General features: G+C 69.2%; 15 protein-coding genes. 7 read left to right on the forward strand and 8 right to left on the reverse strand.

All coding sequences use genetic code 11. From position 1 onward, the window contains the following. Positions 1 to 94: 94 nt before the first annotated feature. The 4 genes from CU254_RS27235 to CU254_RS27250 all read right to left on the reverse strand — a co-directional run bounded on the left by CU254_RS27235 (position 95) and on the right by CU254_RS27250 (position 3,023). Positions 95 to 544 carry a DUF4240 domain-containing protein gene (locus CU254_RS27235; RefSeq protein ID WP_050788291.1) on the reverse strand — a complete coding sequence of 150 codons (450 nt, stop codon included), beginning with the start codon at positions 542 to 544 and terminating at the stop codon, positions 95 to 97. A 47-nt stretch (positions 545 to 591) separates the two neighbouring features. Then, positions 592 to 924, reverse strand: coding sequence for an ankyrin repeat domain-containing protein (locus CU254_RS27240; RefSeq protein ID WP_009081200.1), 333 nt, complete (start codon positions 922 to 924; stop codon positions 592 to 594). A gap of 66 nt (positions 925 to 990) precedes the next feature. Continuing rightward, positions 991 to 1,818, reverse strand: a complete 828-nt coding sequence (locus CU254_RS27245) for an LLM class flavin-dependent oxidoreductase (RefSeq protein WP_037714996.1) — start codon at positions 1,816 to 1,818, stop codon at positions 991 to 993. 251 nt (positions 1,819 to 2,069) lie between these two features. Next, positions 2,070 to 3,023: an aldo/keto reductase gene (locus CU254_RS27250; protein ID WP_009081203.1), complete on the reverse strand. Its 954-nt coding sequence runs from the start codon at positions 3,021 to 3,023 to the stop codon at positions 2,070 to 2,072. A 128-nt stretch (positions 3,024 to 3,151) separates the two neighbouring features. Here CU254_RS27250 and CU254_RS27255 point away from each other — a divergent pair, with 128 nt between their 5' ends. After that, the gene (locus CU254_RS27255) at positions 3,152 to 4,042 is read left to right on the forward strand and encodes a helix-turn-helix transcriptional regulator (protein WP_009081205.1); all 891 of its coding nucleotides are present in this window, start codon (positions 3,152 to 3,154) and stop codon (positions 4,040 to 4,042) included. A gap of 49 nt (positions 4,043 to 4,091) precedes the next feature. Beyond that, positions 4,092 to 4,460 (forward strand): hypothetical protein, encoded by a 369-nt coding sequence (locus tag CU254_RS27260; RefSeq protein ID WP_009081206.1) that lies wholly within the window; start codon positions 4,092 to 4,094, stop codon positions 4,458 to 4,460. Here CU254_RS27260 and CU254_RS27265 read toward each other — a convergent pair. Both CU254_RS27265 and CU254_RS27270 read right to left on the reverse strand, forming a co-directional pair. Further along, positions 4,443 to 4,718 (reverse strand): hypothetical protein, encoded by a 276-nt coding sequence (locus tag CU254_RS27265; RefSeq protein ID WP_009081207.1) that lies wholly within the window; start codon positions 4,716 to 4,718, stop codon positions 4,443 to 4,445. The genes CU254_RS27260 and CU254_RS27265 overlap by 18 nt on opposite strands. A gap of 52 nt (positions 4,719 to 4,770) precedes the next feature. Beyond that, positions 4,771 to 5,808, reverse strand: a complete 1,038-nt coding sequence (locus tag CU254_RS27270) for a M48 family metallopeptidase (protein ID WP_009081209.1) — start codon at positions 5,806 to 5,808, stop codon at positions 4,771 to 4,773. Positions 5,809 to 6,037: 229 nt separating this feature from the next. Between CU254_RS27270 and CU254_RS27275 the strand changes: the two genes are divergently transcribed. Beyond that, positions 6,038 to 6,895: an SAM-dependent methyltransferase gene (locus tag CU254_RS27275; RefSeq protein ID WP_009081211.1), complete on the forward strand. Its 858-nt coding sequence runs from the start codon at positions 6,038 to 6,040 to the stop codon at positions 6,893 to 6,895. A gap of 25 nt (positions 6,896 to 6,920) precedes the next feature. Here CU254_RS27275 and CU254_RS27280 read toward each other — a convergent pair whose 3' ends face one another. Next, positions 6,921 to 7,856, reverse strand: a complete 936-nt coding sequence (locus CU254_RS27280; protein WP_009081212.1) for a hypothetical protein — start codon at positions 7,854 to 7,856, stop codon at positions 6,921 to 6,923. A gap of 100 nt (positions 7,857 to 7,956) precedes the next feature. Here CU254_RS27280 and CU254_RS27285 point away from each other — a divergent pair, with 100 nt between their 5' ends. Genes CU254_RS27285 through CU254_RS27295 form a run of 3 tightly spaced genes read left to right on the forward strand, consistent with a single transcriptional unit; the run spans position 7,957 to position 9,860 of the window. Then, positions 7,957 to 8,547 (forward strand): TetR/AcrR family transcriptional regulator, encoded by a 591-nt coding sequence (locus CU254_RS27285; RefSeq protein WP_009081214.1) that lies wholly within the window; start codon positions 7,957 to 7,959, stop codon positions 8,545 to 8,547. Positions 8,548 to 8,593: 46 nt separating this feature from the next. Continuing rightward, on the forward strand, positions 8,594 to 9,028 hold the full coding sequence (locus CU254_RS27290; protein WP_009081216.1) for a HutD family protein: 435 nt from the start codon (positions 8,594 to 8,596) through the stop codon (positions 9,026 to 9,028). Between the two features lie 7 nt (positions 9,029 to 9,035). After that, positions 9,036 to 9,860: a hypothetical protein gene (locus CU254_RS27295; protein WP_037715001.1), complete on the forward strand. Its 825-nt coding sequence runs from the start codon at positions 9,036 to 9,038 to the stop codon at positions 9,858 to 9,860. Positions 9,861 to 10,016: 156 nt separating this feature from the next. On the opposite strand, the gene CU254_RS27300 is transcribed toward CU254_RS27295, so the two are convergent. Then, positions 10,017 to 11,864 (reverse strand): DUF1003 domain-containing protein, encoded by a 1,848-nt coding sequence (locus tag CU254_RS27300; RefSeq protein ID WP_009081222.1) that lies wholly within the window; start codon positions 11,862 to 11,864, stop codon positions 10,017 to 10,019. A 113-nt stretch (positions 11,865 to 11,977) separates the two neighbouring features. Here CU254_RS27300 and CU254_RS27305 point away from each other — a divergent pair, with 113 nt between their 5' ends. Continuing rightward, entirely contained in the window at positions 11,978 to 14,746 is a 2,769-nt protein-coding gene (locus CU254_RS27305) for a BTAD domain-containing putative transcriptional regulator (RefSeq protein WP_009081224.1), read from the forward strand. The last annotated feature ends 27 nt before the right edge of the window (positions 14,747 to 14,773 follow it).

A 14,773-nucleotide genomic window follows, 5' to 3' on the forward strand; every position in this document is an offset into this window, starting at 1 on the left:
TCGAGTGTCACCACGGCGTCACCGGACGACGCCGACACCATTGTCGACGGGGAAGGCGTGGCCGGTGGCCCACCGGTCGCGGACTGGCCCCGCTTCAGCTCCAGCCCGCCGGGTTCGATCCCGTCTCGTAGTCGACAGGGCTGACGTGTTCCCATTCTTTTCCTGTCGAATTCTCGTACGCGTGTTGCGCGACGTAGAGCAGAAATTCGGCCTCTGGTCCACCGGTTCCGGTGGACGAACCGAATTTCTCCGGGTCTTCGAGAACGGACCGGTAGGCCTGTTCCCCGGCCAGCACCACCGCTGCCCGGTAGTACAGGAGGGAATCGCTGGAGAGCGGCAAACCGGTGGCTGCGGACGGCACCGCGGCCAGCTCTGACCGGTCCAGGTCGTAAAGACGCTGGGCGAGGATGTCCTCGAACTCCTTGATCTCAGCTTCGCCGCGCCTGGCGAGTTCCTCTTCCAGCGGAGCGAAAGCGGCCTGATCCGTCGCCGGCGGGTCCCGCCGCGCCAAGGAGACGAGTGCCCAGAACTCGTGGTCGTTCATCAGGGCCTGTTCCTTCCGGGTGAGTTGGCGGTGGGCGAAGCGCTCCTCTACCGACTCGCCCGCTTTTTCCATGCGTCAAACAGAGCGAGCGCGAGCCAATGGCCGTAGCGTTCAGCCATCTCCTCCGCTGTCACCTGCTCGAAATCATTGCTTCGACGAAGCGGGTCGGCTCCGCGAGCGAGAAGGTAGGCCGTGAGGTCGACGTGCAACGGATTGCCCGTCTGCACATGACCGTCACCTTCGACATCAATGGCGTGCTGCAACAACGTCATTCCATTGCATTCTTCGTCGACATCGACACCTTGGTCCAAAAGGTCCCGCAGAGCCGGGAGATCGCTCATCTCGACCGCGATATGCGCGGGCGTCATATACTCGACCACGGCAACACCCTATCTGCCGCCGGTGACAGCTGCTTTGATTGCCGCTGCCGGAAACTACCCAGCTGTCTACCGTCCGGCCAACTCGGCCACCACCGGAGCGAGCGGGCCGGCGGCACCGGCTCCGAATACGAAGTACGAGAAGCCCATTTCCTCTCGCCGCCGCAGGATTTCGTCGGCCGCGGCCGCGGGATCGTTGGGGAGGTAGGCCACCGAGTCCGCGGCTCGGACGGCGGCGGTGTCCGTGTCGGGTCCGGTCATGAACGCGGCGGCGAAGTCCCCGATCACCGGTACGTGCAATGCCAGTTCGACGCCGCGCCGGTTGTCGAACTGCCGCACCCGCTGCATTGTCTGCGCCCGGGTCTCGATCTGCGGCATCACGAAGGTCACCGTGTCGGCGAGTTCCGCGGCGACGGCCTGCGATTTCGGACCGCCCGCGGCCACCACGACCGGAGTGTGCGAGTCGGGGCCGTCCAGGTCCCTCAAGGCCGCGATGACCTCGCGCACCTGGTCTGGCCGCTGGCTCACGGGTACGTCCGGCAGGCCCAGCTCGCGAAGCTGATCGGCGATCCCCGGACGGCCGGTTCCGATGCCCATCTCGAAACGGCCCTCGGTGAGCACGGACAAAGAGTGCGCCTCCCACGCCGTGCTCCACGCCGGGCGGACCGGTGACGCGTATACCCAGGTACCGACCCGCAGGTCAGTGACCGTCGCGGCGACGGCGAGCGCGGGGCCCGGTGCCGGCTGCCATTGCGGGACGTCGGGCATCAGGATCGTCGAGTAGCCGGTGTCCGCCAGGCCGCACAGCTGATCGCGCCAGGTCGGCAGGTCGGAGGTGATCGGAGCGACGACCCCGAACCGCAACGGCCTGGTTTCGCGCTTGGTCGTGTCAGCCATGGTGCTGCCTCCTCATCGCGGCCCGGCCCGCTGCCGAACCTTTTATCTCCTCTACGAACGGGCCATGGCGGTTTCGACACGCCTCGACGAGCAGGTGGCGTTTTTCTGCGTCGAACGTGTCGGGGCGTCGCTGCCGCGTCCACCGGGGCACTCACCGTCGAACTCCGCGGCGCGCGGTGCTGCTCCCAAGCTGCGATCCCGGACGGCAAGCACCACATGCCTGACAGGAGACGACATTCTGCACCCGCCCGCTACATCTCGTGCTCCCAGCTCGCGAGCGTGTCGACTTCCGCGGCATCTGCCAGCGACTCCAGCTCCGCGATCTCCTCGTCGGTCAGCTCGATGCCGACAGCTCGCACCAACCCGTCGAGGTGGGCTGCCTTTGTCACTCCGATGATCGGGGTCGTTCCCTTGGCGATGGCCCACGCGGTGGCGACGTCGGCGGCAGACCCGCCGTGGTCCTCGCCGATCGTCCGCAGCCGGTCCGTGAGCGGCTGCAGCTGGGGAAGGATCCCGTTGTACCCGGCCGCCCGGCTGCTGCCCTCCGGCATGGGACTGGCCGGGCTGTATCGGCCGGTCAGCGCTCCTTGTTCGAGGACCAGGTAAGAGAAGAACCGCACGTCGTGCGCGCGGCAGTGTTCGAGAATGCCCGCGCGCTCGGAGCTCCGGTGCAGGAGGCTGTAGTGGTTCTGGACCGCCTCCACCCGGAAGCCCGCCTCGCCGAGGATTTCGTCGGCCATGGCGATCTCCTTCAGGTTGTGATTGGAGACGCCGACGTGCTTGATCTTGCCGGCCCGCAGCAGCGGGATCAGAGCCGGCGTCCAGCGGGCCACGTCGGCGGGGTTGTGGATCCAGTACAGGTCGACATAGTCGGTGCCCAACCGGTCCAGGCTCTGGGCCAGCATGTCCGCGACCGGATCGTCGCCGTCGCCCGCGGCTTGCGGGGTGAACTTCGTCGACAGCTGGTAGTCGCCGCGGGCGTAGCCGTTCAGTGCCTCCGCGAGGACGCTCTCCGAGCGGCCCATTCCGTACACCACCGCGGTGTCCCACAGGGTGAATCCGTGCGCCTGCGCCTTGTCGACGATCTCTCGCAGGCCGGCCGCGGTCAGCTCGCTGCCGAAATAGCCGTCGCCCGGCTCGCCGCTGTCTCCCCAGGCCCAGGTGCCCAGTGCCACCGACGGAGCGGGCAGTGTTTTGCTCGTCATGTCCCTGCCTCCATTCTCGTTTCCCGATCTCTACGAGACCGCGTCGGCTGGCACCGGAGCAGACCGCGTTTATCGGGGGTACGACCTCAACCCCCTTCGCGCCACGACCTGCGGATACCGTGGATGTCATGGACCAGCTGCCCGGAAAGCGCGACGAGATCCGGCATTTCCTTTCCAGCCGACGCGCCAAGATCACCCCCGAGGAGGCCGGGCTGCCGACCAGCGGCCGTCGCCGGGTCGTGGGGCTGCGGCGCGAGGAGGTCGCTGTCCTGGCGGGGGTGAGCACGGAGTGGTACACGCGGCTGGAGAAGGGGCACGTCGGCGGCGTGTCCGAAGCTGTCCTCGACGCCGTTGCTCGCACCCTGCGGCTGGACGACGACGAACGCACCTACCTGTTCGACCTCGCCCGCTCGTCGCGGCCCGCGAGCCGCACGCCGTCGCGTCGCCGGGACGTCGAGATTCCGGCCCGCGTCCAGTGGCTGCTCGATTCCATGACGCTGTCCTCGGCGTTCGTCCGCAACGGCCGCACGGACGTCGTCGCCAGCAACGCCTTGGCCCGAGCCCTGTACGCGCCGATGTTCGAGAGCGCCACCGTCGACCGGCGCGGCCGCCCCAACCTCGCTCGCTACATCTTTCTCGACCCCAGCGCACAGCGTTTCTTCGTGGACTGGGACGCCGCCTGCACTGCCACCGCCGCCCTCCTGCGCGCCGAGGCCGGGCGCGAGCCGCACGACCGGGCGTTGCGCGAACTCATCGGCGAACTGTGCACTCTCAGCGCCGAGTTCCGCGACCTCTGGGCCGCGCACGACGTCCTGATCCGCCACGACGGCGTCAAACGGCTCCAGCACCCCGACGTCGGCCGCCTGGAACTGACCTTCCAGTCCCTCGATCTGCCACTGTCCGGCCGAGCGGTGCACGACCTGATCGCCTACACCGCGGAACCCGGCACCGAATCCGAAGACCGGCTCAAACTCCTTGCCAGCTGGGCAGCTCCTTCTCGGCAGCCCGGACCGCGCTGAGTCGGCGTCATTTCAGGGCACTGCCACAGGGCGAGAGAGGTGCATTTCGATGGATGAGCGAGAGGTGGGGGAAATGCGCGAACAGGCTGTGGCCCCGACGCTTGACGAAGGACTCGACGACTGGGTTCCGGTCGATTCGCTGATCTGGAACGCCTCCCAGGTCGTCCCCAAAGACAGCGACCGTTTCGCTGGCTTCTTCGCCGCTGTTCTCGGTTATCTGCTTCGTGAAGGCCTGATGGTCGTCGGAGAGATCGGCGATACGGGGTTCGAGCCGTGGGCCACCTTGTCGGTTGAGGACACCGTCGAACGCGTTGTCCGCGACTGCCAGGCGGTCTCCTGGTCGCCCAAGTTGGGTTTGTGCTGGCTGTCGAACACCCCGGAAGGTGACCGCCTGGCCCGGTTAGCGGCTCATCGGTGAGATGAAATCGACGGCGATACCGGAGAGATCCCATCCCAGCAGGTTGTCCTGGCCGGTGCTGGTCAGGATTTCGTCGAGATCGCGCTGGTACTTGATCCAGGCCTGTTCAGTCGCGACCGGACTGTAGATACCGATCCTGCGAAATACGCCACCGGGGAAGCGGTTGAGAAGTTCTTTGCAGTCGGTCGGCAGAGGTGTGCGGAGTTCGAGGAGTCGGGCGATCTCGTCGACAAGAGACTCGGCATCGGCTTCGGTCATCGGCTCTCCCAGAAATCAGCGGCGACAGGCGCGGGCACACCAGCGCCTCCCCTCAGGAGTTCCCGTTCTCCGAACCGCCCCCGAACTTCGCCCATACCTTGCTTGCCGTATCCGCCACCGTCTCCCCGACTTCGGTGAAGACCTTCGTCAGCGGATCAGCCGAAGCGGTCCACGAATCCTTGTACGACTTCGCCGCGGACTTCAGGTCGTCCTTCCAGTCCGTGGTGGGCGTGTCGTCGTCCCGGCGCGGGTAGTCGCCGGTCAGGATTGCCCGGTATTCCTCCGACGCGGCCCATTTCTGCAGTTGCGTCGCGCGGACCACGGCGAACGGGTGGGTTTCCGTTTCGACGTACTTCAGTTTCAGCAGACTGTCGCGGATGTCCTCGCCCGCCTCGTATTCCGCGCCTTGCTGAAGGAAGGACGGGATGTCGATGCGGGACGGGTCGACCCCGCCGGCCAGCTGGATTTGCGCGCGCAGCGCGGCGGTCGGGTCCTGGCCGCAGAGCAGGCCCGCGCGGTCGCACGACAGTTCGGCCTTGCGGTACCACTCGCTCAGCGCCGCGATGATCGCCCGGATGCCGAGTGCGCTCACCGGGGTCCAGGACATCGACATCTGGAGGTTGATCAGGCGCACCATGATCGTCCGGTACACCGCGTGCCCGGACAGCACGTGCCCCATTTCGTGGCCGATGGCGAACCGCAGCGAGTCGTGGCTCATCTGGTCGACCAGCGCGGTGCTGATCCGGATGAACGGCTCGTCCATGCCGAGCGCGGCCGCCTGCATCCGAGGATCCTGGTAGACGAACAGGTTCGGCACCGCGGGGAGGTCCAGCGTCTCGGCGCATTCGCGGCGCAGCCGGTCGAGTTCCGGGTACTGCTTCGGGCCGACGCGAATCGACGACGCCAGCGCCATCAGCCGTTCGCCGCGTTCGTTGTAGAAACCGGAGACCGCCTTGATCACCTGCGCGAAACCGGGCACCGCGCGCAGCGTGGCGAGCGCGCCGCGGTCCACCGGGTGTTCGTAGGCTCTCGGGCTGATTCCCGGAAAACGCACGGCGGCCCGGCGCGCAGGTTCGATTTCTTCAGTCATCGCTCCCCCAGTGAAGTCGTCGGAGCCAGCCTACTCAAAGACGATCATCGAGTGCTTTCGCGGCACCAAGACGCGACGGTATTGTGGGCTATTCACGAAAACACTGCGCATTCGGTAAGCACGGGCCGAGTTGTCCAGGCCGCTGCGCGGGCGACGGCGGCCGCGCCCGGCAGCGCTGCCTGTCCGTGCCGGGTTGGCTACGATTGATCACGACTGCGGGGGAGGCGGCGTGGCGCAAGGACCTGAAGAGCCCATCCCGGACGTGGACCTCGACCGGCCCAGCGTGGCACGGGTTTACGACTGGTATCTCGGCGGCACGGCCAACTGGGCCATCGACCGCGAGTTCGGCAAGATGGTCCTGTCCGCCTTTCCGGCCGGGATGTACTGCGCCCGGGCCAACCGCGCCTTCCTGCACCGCGCGGTGCGGTACCTGGTGCGGCTGGGCGTGCGCCAGTTCGTCGACATCGGCTCCGGCGTTCCCACGATGGGCAACGTGCACCAGATCGCCGACGACGTCGCCCCGGACTCGCGCGTCGTCTACATCGACCGCGAACCCGTCGCGGTCGCGCATTCGCGGATTTTGCTGGAGCGCCACGGCGATCCCGCACGCCACGCGGTGATCCAGGGTGATCTTCGCGAACCGGACGAACTGTGGCAGTCCGTCGCGGACACCGGCGTCATCGACCTCGACCAGCCGCTGGCGCTGCTGGTCACCGCTGTCCTGCACATCCAGCAGCCCGGCCCGGACGGGCGCGACCTCGGCCCCGAGGCCGTCGCGCGGTACCGCGAGCTGCTGCCGTCGGGCTCGTATCTGGTGCTGTCGCAGATCACCCACGAGGGACTGCCCGAGGACATCGCCGGACAGCTGCACACGGTGATCGAGCTGTACGACACCAATGTCAGCAAGCACGTGCTGCGCTCGAACGCGGAAATCCGCGCGCTGTTCGGCGACTTCGAGTTCGTGGAGCCGGGGGTCACGTGGACCGCCGCCTGGCGTCCCGAGGAAAGCGGACCCGACACGCCGGTAGTCGACTTCGCGGATCCGAGCGAGGCGGCGATGCTGGCCGGGGTGGCGCGCAAACCTTGAGCCTGCGCCAAAATTGGGGCAGCGGTCAATGCAGTTCCACCCGCAACAGCCTGGCATTGCGGAAAGTCCCGTCCGGCGGAGCAGTCGTGCCGCCGTCCGTGGTCACGTAAAGGGCCCGCCCCTCCTCCCCCGGCACCCATACCGCACTCGACGGCCCGACCAGGAGTTCGTCGAACGGCTCGCCCGCGACATGCCGGACTTCGCTGCCGTGCCGCGGAATCAGCGGCACTCGGTCGAGCGTGTTGGCGCGATGCCTGGTGACGTAAGCGAATCCGGCTTCCTCGTCGACGGCGAAGTCGTCCGCGTTGTCGATCGCGGCAACGAATTCCGCACCACCGGACGGGTCCAGCGTCGCGGGGTCGACCGGCACTCGCATGAAGACTTTCTGCGCGGTGGACGTGTAGTAGAGGTACCCGGTCCGCGCGCTGTACCGGACGCCGTTGACGCCCGGCTGGCGCGGAGGGGCGACCTCGGCGTCCGGATCGTCGGCCATGGTGTCGTGGGCCAGCCAGACCCGGGCCTGTGCGCCGCGGGCGTCGGCATCGAGGTCGACGCGCCAGATCAGCCCGGCGAAGCAGTCGGCGACGGCCAGCACTCCGCGGCCGAGCAGGCAGCTGCCGTTGAGTGCGCGCACGCGGTCGTCGAAGGTGAAGATCACCTCCGGGGCGACCGGCTCCCCCGGCGTCCAGCCGGTGAGGTCGAGCCGGACCAAGTGGGATTCGTGGGTCGTGTACCCCTCGGTCAGGCTGATCACGAAGACGTCCGGCTGCACCTCGACGATCCCCGTCACCGGATGGTCGAAGCGGTGCACGAGAACCGGACCCGGCGCGAGCCACAGCTCCTGCTGCAGCAGGACGGTGACCAGCACGGAACCGTCGGCGCGGACGGCCAGGTTTTCCGGGAAGTACTTCTCCGGGAAGGACGCGACCGGGGTCAGCGTGACGTCGGGAACGGGGGGCATGGGCACGGGCGGCTCTCCTGACACGTAAAAGAGGACGGACATCCGCTTTTCTTTCACGCTAAGCTGCCGGGGCGAGAGATGTCAAGGCGAGGAGCGCGACGTGCCGAGGGTGAGCCAGCAGTACAAGGACGACCAGCGGGGAGAGATCCTGGCGGCCGCGCGCCGCTGTTTCCTCCGCAACGGCTTCCACCGCACGTCGATGCAGGACGTCTTCGCCGAAGCGGGCAAGTCCGCGGGCGCGGTCTACCGGTACTTCCCGAAGAAGGAGGACATGATCGTCGCCGTCGCCGCGCAGAACCTCGACGACGTCACCGGCGTGCTGCGCGCGGCCCTCGCCCGCAGCGGCGGCGAGAACGGCGTCGGCGAGGTGATGGCGGAACTGCTGGAGGCCGTGGCCGAGCTGCACCGCGACCGGCAGCTGGCGAGCATGGCGGTGCTGGTCTGGTCGGAAGCGCAGCGCAACCCGGAACTCGCCGACCGGCTCACCGCCGCGTCAGCCGAGATGAGTGCCGAGGTGGCTGGTCTCGTGCGCAGCCGCCAGGAGACCGGGACCTGGACCGGTGCCTCGGCCGACGCTCTCGCGCAGGCGATTCTGGCGCTGCTGCCCGGGTTTCTCTTCAACCTGGCGCTGTCCGGACCGGACGGAGTGGCCGGATTCCCCGACGCGGTCCGCACGCTGTTGCCGCGGTGAACCGCCCGGGTTTGCGTCTGCCGGGGCGAACGAGTGAGATGCTCTGATGCTCATCCCGTCCGAAATCACCCCGGTTCCCTGGCGCAACGGAGCCGGTACCACCAGGGAACTCGCCGCCGACACCGATCCCGCCGGCGAAACGCGGTGGCGGATCAGCGTCGCGGACCTGCTCGAAGACGCGCCGTTCTCGGCTTTCCCGGGAATCGACCGGCTTTTCACCGCGCTGGGGCCGCTCCGGCTGACGATCAACGGGACCGTGAAGGACCTCGACCGCGGCGACCAGATCCGGTTCGCCGGAGAAGACACCGTAAGCGTCACGCTCGACCAGCCGACCCGAGCCCTCAACGTGATGACCCGGCGCGGGCTGTACCGAGCCGAAGTCGTCCTTCGCTCGCCTGCTGCGGACAGTGCGGAGAATGCGGTCGCGTCGATCGACCTCGACGGGCAAATCGCCGACGTTTTCCTCACTGCGCTGGCATGATGCAGCGATGACCAGCACCGCGCGGCGCATGTTCGAGCTTCTGGAGCCGATCTGCCTCGTCACGTTCTTCGCCGACGAATGCAACGACGAACTGGCCGCGCTCGGTCACCGCACCTACTGGGACGGCTATTTCGCCAGCCGCGCCGCACCGTTGGGACGGGTGCCGGCGGAGGTCGTCCACGCGGCTTTCTACAACTTCGCCGACGGCGAGGTCGCGCGGCACATCCCGAGCGCGTGGGAGACGATCCCGCCCGAGGAGTCCGTCGCCGCCCGGGAACGGGGCAGCGCGGCCTCCCTGCGGCGGATTCTCGGCGAACTGGCCGACTCCCCGGATCTGGTGCGCGCCGCCGACCTGACCGCGAAAGCCGCGACGAGCGCGCCCACCGAGGGACGGATGATGTACGCGGGAATGCGGACCCGGCCGGTGCCGAGCGATCCGGTGGCCCGGTTGTGGCATGCCGCGACCATGCTGCGCGAGCACCGCGGGGACGGGCACATCGCCGCGCTGGTCGGCGCGCGGATCGGCGGCACGGAGGCGCATATTCTGTCCGCGCTGGAAATGGGCATCCATCCGCCGGAGTCGTTCGGACGCGTTCAGCACCTGCCGAAGAAGCGGCTGGCCGCGGTCATGAACGGCTTGCGCGAACGCGGATTCGTCGACGCCGAGGGCCGGTTCACCGACGCGGGCCGCGAGGCGAAGGAACGCATCGAAAATCTGACCGACGAACTCGCCGCGGCGCCGTACGAAGCGTTGAGCGCCGCCGAACTCGAAGAGTTGATTGCCGTGCTGGAACCGATCACGGCGAAGGTGGCGGCCGCCGCATCCCGGTGACCTGCCGGGACCGCGCGCGGCAACCTCGGCGACGCGGCGTCGGCGGGCACGAAACGTCAGCGACTTCGTGCCCGGCCAATCGCCGACCGACCTCGCCGGTGCCGTCTCCGCGGCCTGAGGCGCAGCGTCTCGGGAATCCGTGGTACGGCCACGCGATCAAGTGACCTCGGTCGTGCCGCGCGCGGCGAGCCGGACGGCGTCCATCGCCGCGACCTCCTTGGGCGTCCGGCGTTGCGCGCCCACCCCGAGGAAACCGCCTTCCTGGTTCACTTCGGCGACGACGGTGGCGATTTCCACCAGGAACTCGCGGAAGTCCGGCAGCTCCGCCGGCGCGGTCTTCGCGACGATCGCCGCGGCCGCGCGGATGGTCTTTTCCGCGTACCCCAGGTATTCGGCGTATTTGACGCCCGGCCGCAGTCCCGTGTCGAAGGCCGACGAAGCGGCGACCTCGCGGATGAAACGCCTCGGATGCGCGACGCTCGCTTCCCGCAAGGTCTTCACCAGCGCGAACATTTCGTCCGAATCGACCCCGCCGACCGAGAGCCCGACCAGGATTCCCGACGCCATCATCGCCCGCTGCAGGGTCGCCCATTCCTCGGCGGTGAAGTCCTCCTCGCCCGCGCCGCCGCGAGCCCGCCCGTCGCGGACCACCTGCATGCCCACGCTGGCCACCAGGCCCGGAATGCTGCGCGCGACGTGCAGTTTCCGCGTCCGCACCGGTTCCGGCAGGTCGTCCCAGCCCACCAGGTCCGGGTCGGCCACCTCGCCGGCGGACTGCTCGGAACGCCACCGGTCGTGTTCCCGCTGGGCCAGCAGCAGGACTTCGTCCTCGCCGAAGACGACGGTCAGCGACGGGTCGAAGGCCGGCACCATCACGCAGCCGACCAGCGCCAGGTGCTCGCCCAGCTGCCGGGCCTGCGCGCGGGTGACCGCCTTGTGCTCCTCGGGCGCCTGGTCCCAGCGGGGCGGGACCCAGGCGTGGACGGTCCGCTGGGCGTGGCCGTCGACGTCGTGGATCGCCCGCGCGAGATCCTCGATCAGCTCGCCGCGGGTGTAGCGGCTGAGGTCCTCGATCAGCCGGTCCTGCGCCTCCAGCCGGGCCTTCATCCGGCGGCATTCGTGCAGGATCGCCTCGCCGTTGAGGAAGGTCTGCTCGGAACGCCGGTCGCCGGCCTGGCCGAGCACGCCCTGCCCGACCATGATCACGATCATGAAGACCAGCTGGACCAGCGTGGACAGGAAGGTCATGAACGCGAACGGGTACGGGTCGAGCCGCTGCACGCCGAGCGCGGCCAGGCCCATCCAGACCACCTGCGTCCCGGCCGCCAGGTAGAACGCCCACATGCTGCCCAGCCGCTGCGTCAGCCAGGCCGCGATCCGGCCGTTGACGCTCACCGCCTGGTCGAGCGCCTGCGGCGGCCGCTGCACCCGGTGCTGCTGGATCCACGGATGCGGGCTCGACTCCAGCAGGCTCACACCGCGGCTGAGCGCCCGGTCGTGCTGGTCGAGATGCCGCTGCAGGTCCGCGATCTGCTCGAAGACGGCCTCGGCGTTCTCGTAGGTCTGCACCGAACGGCGGTCGGCCGCGCCGCCGAGCACCCGCTGGCCGACCAGGATCACCAGGCACAGCACCAGCTGCACGACGTTGTCCAGGAACAGCAGGAACGCGAACGGATACGGGTCCACCGCGCGCAGCGGGCCCCAGGTCGCCAGCGCCATCCATCCGGCGACGAGCGCGAGGACGACGTACAGCGCGGGCATCGACCCGATCGCGCGCGTCAGCGCGGCCGCGAACGCGCCGTTGAACCCGACCTGCTCGTCCGCGGTCGTGGCCGGACGGCGCAGCCGCGGCATGCGACGGCGATTCACCCGATCCGTCCGGATCCGGCGTTCCCGCACGTTTTCGTCTGCTCCGTGGATCCGCGCCGCGTCACCGTCGAGCCCCTTCCGCTTCGAACCGGTTGCCGTGCCCCAGTATCCCGGCCCGGCCCGGGAGGGGTCCACGGCGGCCGTGCTTGTCTGTCCACTGAGGACTGACCGCGAGGCGCGGCTGTCTTCTGATTCATGCCCGCCCGGCAATGCTTTAGCCTCGTCCGGTGGACCGGGGAGGTTCGTGAATGGCGTTGGAGTTCCGGGTGCTGGGCGAGGTCGGCGCGCTCGCGGACGGCGAGGCGCTGGCCGTCGGGCACGCGCGGCAGCGGCTGGTGCTGGCCGCGCTGCTGGCCGACGCCGGCCGGGTCGTCCCGGCCGGCCAGCTCGCGCCCCGGGTCTGGGGCGAGCATCCGCCGTCCCGCGTCGCGAACGCGCTGCAGACCTACATCGCCCGCCTCCGCCGGGTCCTGCAACCGCACGGCGGAGGCATCGAACGGCGCTCCGGCGGATACGTCCTCCCGCTGCCGGATCCGCGCGCGCTCGATCTGCACCAGTTCACCGACCTCGTCAGCCAGGCCCGCACGACCGTCGACGACGGCGAAGCCGCGCAGTTGTACGAGCGTGCTCTCGGCCGGTGGCAGGGCGAGGCCTTGCTCGGGCTCGACTCGGCGTGGGCCGACAGCGTCCGGCATTCCCTCGCCCGCCAGCGCACCGCCGCCGAACTCGACTATGCCGATCGGCAGCTGCGGCGCGGACACCCTGGCACCGTCCTCGGCCTCTTGGCCCAGCGCGCGGACGAATACCCGCTGGACGAACGCATCGCCGCCGCTTTGCTGCGCGCCCTGCACCTCAGCGGGCGCACCGACGAAGCGCTGGCCCGCTATCAGCGCACCCGCACCATGCTCGTCGACGAACTCGGCGCCGACCCGTCGCCGCACCTGCGCGCGGTGCACGAGGAAATCCTCGCCGCCCAAACGCCCGCACCCGCGCCGCCGCGAGTGTGGGCCGCGCCGGTCCCCCAGCAACTCCCTTCCCCGCCGCCTCGGTTCGCCGGGCGCGAGGACGAACTCCGCCAGCTCGACATCCTCACCGAACGACACGCCGCGGTCCCCATCGCCGTCCTGCACGGCGGTGGCGGAATGGGCAAAACCGCCCTCGCGCTGCACTGGGCGCACCGGCAAGCGAGCGCGTTCCCGGACGGCCGCCTCTACGTCGACCTGCGCGGCTTCAGCCCGGACGGAGACCCGACCGCGCCCGACGTCGCGTTGCGGGGTTTCCTGCACGCACTCGGCGTCACCGGCACCGCCATCCCGCCTGGACCCGACGCGCAAACCGCGCTCTACCGCACCCTTCTCGCCGGGAAACGCGTTCTCGTCGTCCTCGACAACGCCCGCGACACCAGTCAGATCACGCCGCTGCTGCCGGGCGAACCGCGGTGCGCCGTCGTCGTCACCAGCCGCAACCGGATGACCAGCCTGACGACCTCCCACGGCGCTACACCGCTCGCGGTCCGGCCGCTTCCCGCCCCGCACGCCCGAAGCGTCCTGATCGCCCGTCTCGGCGCGGATTATCTCGACACCGACCCGGACGCCGCCGAACAACTCGTCACCCGCTGCGCCGGTTCTCCCTTGGCACTGGGAATCCTGGCGGCTCGGGCGGCCGAACACCCCGGATTCCCGTTGGCCGCACTGGCCGCCGAACTCACCGACGTGAGCGCGCTGGACGACGGAGACGCCAGTGTCGCCGCGGTCCTGTCGTGGTCCCTGCGCGCTCTCCCGCCGCAGCACGCCGAGGTGTTCGAACTGCTCGGCCTCGCGCCCGGACCGGACGTCAGCGTCCGCGCGGCGGCCAATCTCACCGGCTTGTCCCCCAACGCCGCCGCAGCGATTCTCCGTGCGCTGGAACGGGTTTCACTGCTGGAGGAGGACGCACCCGGGCGCTATCGGATGCACGACCTGGTCCGTCTCTTCGCGAAAACCCACCCCGGCCTTCCCGCCGAGGCACGCACCGCGGCGCTGGCTCGCATCATCGGTTACTACACCGGCACCGCGCTGGCCGGAAACCGCGTATTGCATCCGCATGGTGTCCTCCCGCAGGGCATCGACACCGGACACGAACATCCCTATCCGCATCCGCCGGCGAGCACCGCCGAAGCCCTCGACTGGTTCGACGCGGACCACGACTGTCTCCTCGACGCCCAGCGAATCGCCTTCGCTCAAGGGTGGCATCAACCCGCGTGGCAGCTTGCCTGGGCCCTGACCGCCTACCACTACCGGCGCGGATTCCTGCACGAGGACCTCGCGGTCTGGCCCGTCGCGGTGCAGGCCGCCGACGCGCTCGGCACTCCGGAGACCCGCGTCCTCGCCCACCGCCGCTACGGCCTGGCCTGCGCCCGCGGCGCCCGCCACGACGACGCCCTCGCGCATCTCGCCGAGGCGCGAGACCTGGCCAGCCGCGGCGAGGACCAGCGCGTGCGCGCCATCATCGAACACGATCTCGCGCAAACCTGGGAACTGTACGGTGACCATCGCGCCGCGCTCGAACACGCCCGCCGCTCGCTGGAACTGTTCCGCCCGCTCGGAAACCCGGTCTGGGAAGCGCAGGCGCACAACGGCGTCGGCTGGTATCTCACGCTCCTCGGCCAGCACGAACAAGCCCGCCCGCACTGCGAACGCGCGCTGCGGCTCTACCGGACGGCAAACCATCCGGCGGTGGCCGACGTCCTCGACAGCCTCGCGCACATCGCGCACCACACCGGCCGTCACGCCGACGCCGTCGAGCACTACCGCGAGGCGCTCGCGTTGTACCGGGAAAGCGGCAACACCTATCTGGAAGCCGACACCCTCGAACACCTCGGCCACACCCACCGGGAAATGGGCGACTCCGGGGCGGCGCGCACGGTGTGGCAGCTGGCGCTCGACTTGTTCCGCGCTCAGGGCCGGTTCGCGGAGGTCAATTCGGTGGAAGCCGCGCTGGCCCACCTCGATGCCGGAAAGAGCTGTTCCGCACCCTAGCGGCCGCTGCTCCTTCACCTGGCCCCG

Origin of the sequence: Amycolatopsis sp. AA4, assembly GCF_002796545.1 — a bacterium.
Taxonomy (GTDB): Bacteria; Actinomycetota; Actinomycetes; order Mycobacteriales; family Pseudonocardiaceae; genus Amycolatopsis.

Coding starts and splice junctions, on each gene's coding strand:
- CU254_RS27270 (WP_009081209.1), bottom strand. CDS start 5,808: ATGACTGAAGAAATCGAACCTGCGCGCCGGGCCGCCGTGCGTTTTCCG.
- CU254_RS27295 (WP_037715001.1), top strand. CDS start 9,036: ATGACCAGCACCGCGCGGCGCATGTTCGAGCTTCTGGAGCCGATCTGC.
- CU254_RS27260 (WP_009081206.1), top strand. CDS start 4,092: ATGGATGAGCGAGAGGTGGGGGAAATGCGCGAACAGGCTGTGGCCCCG.
- CU254_RS27290 (WP_009081216.1), top strand. CDS start 8,594: ATGCTCATCCCGTCCGAAATCACCCCGGTTCCCTGGCGCAACGGAGCC.
- CU254_RS27250 (WP_009081203.1), bottom strand. CDS start 3,023: ATGACGAGCAAAACACTGCCCGCTCCGTCGGTGGCACTGGGCACCTGG.
- CU254_RS27255 (WP_009081205.1), top strand. CDS start 3,152: ATGGACCAGCTGCCCGGAAAGCGCGACGAGATCCGGCATTTCCTTTCC.
- CU254_RS27280 (WP_009081212.1), bottom strand. CDS start 7,856: ATGCCCCCCGTTCCCGACGTCACGCTGACCCCGGTCGCGTCCTTCCCG.
- CU254_RS27245 (WP_037714996.1), bottom strand. CDS start 1,818: ATGGCTGACACGACCAAGCGCGAAACCAGGCCGTTGCGGTTCGGGGTC.
- CU254_RS27235 (WP_050788291.1), bottom strand. CDS start 544: ATGAACGACCACGAGTTCTGGGCACTCGTCTCCTTGGCGCGGCGGGAC.
- CU254_RS27265 (WP_009081207.1), bottom strand. CDS start 4,718: ATGACCGAAGCCGATGCCGAGTCTCTTGTCGACGAGATCGCCCGACTC.
- CU254_RS27305 (WP_009081224.1), top strand. CDS start 11,978: ATGGCGTTGGAGTTCCGGGTGCTGGGCGAGGTCGGCGCGCTCGCGGAC.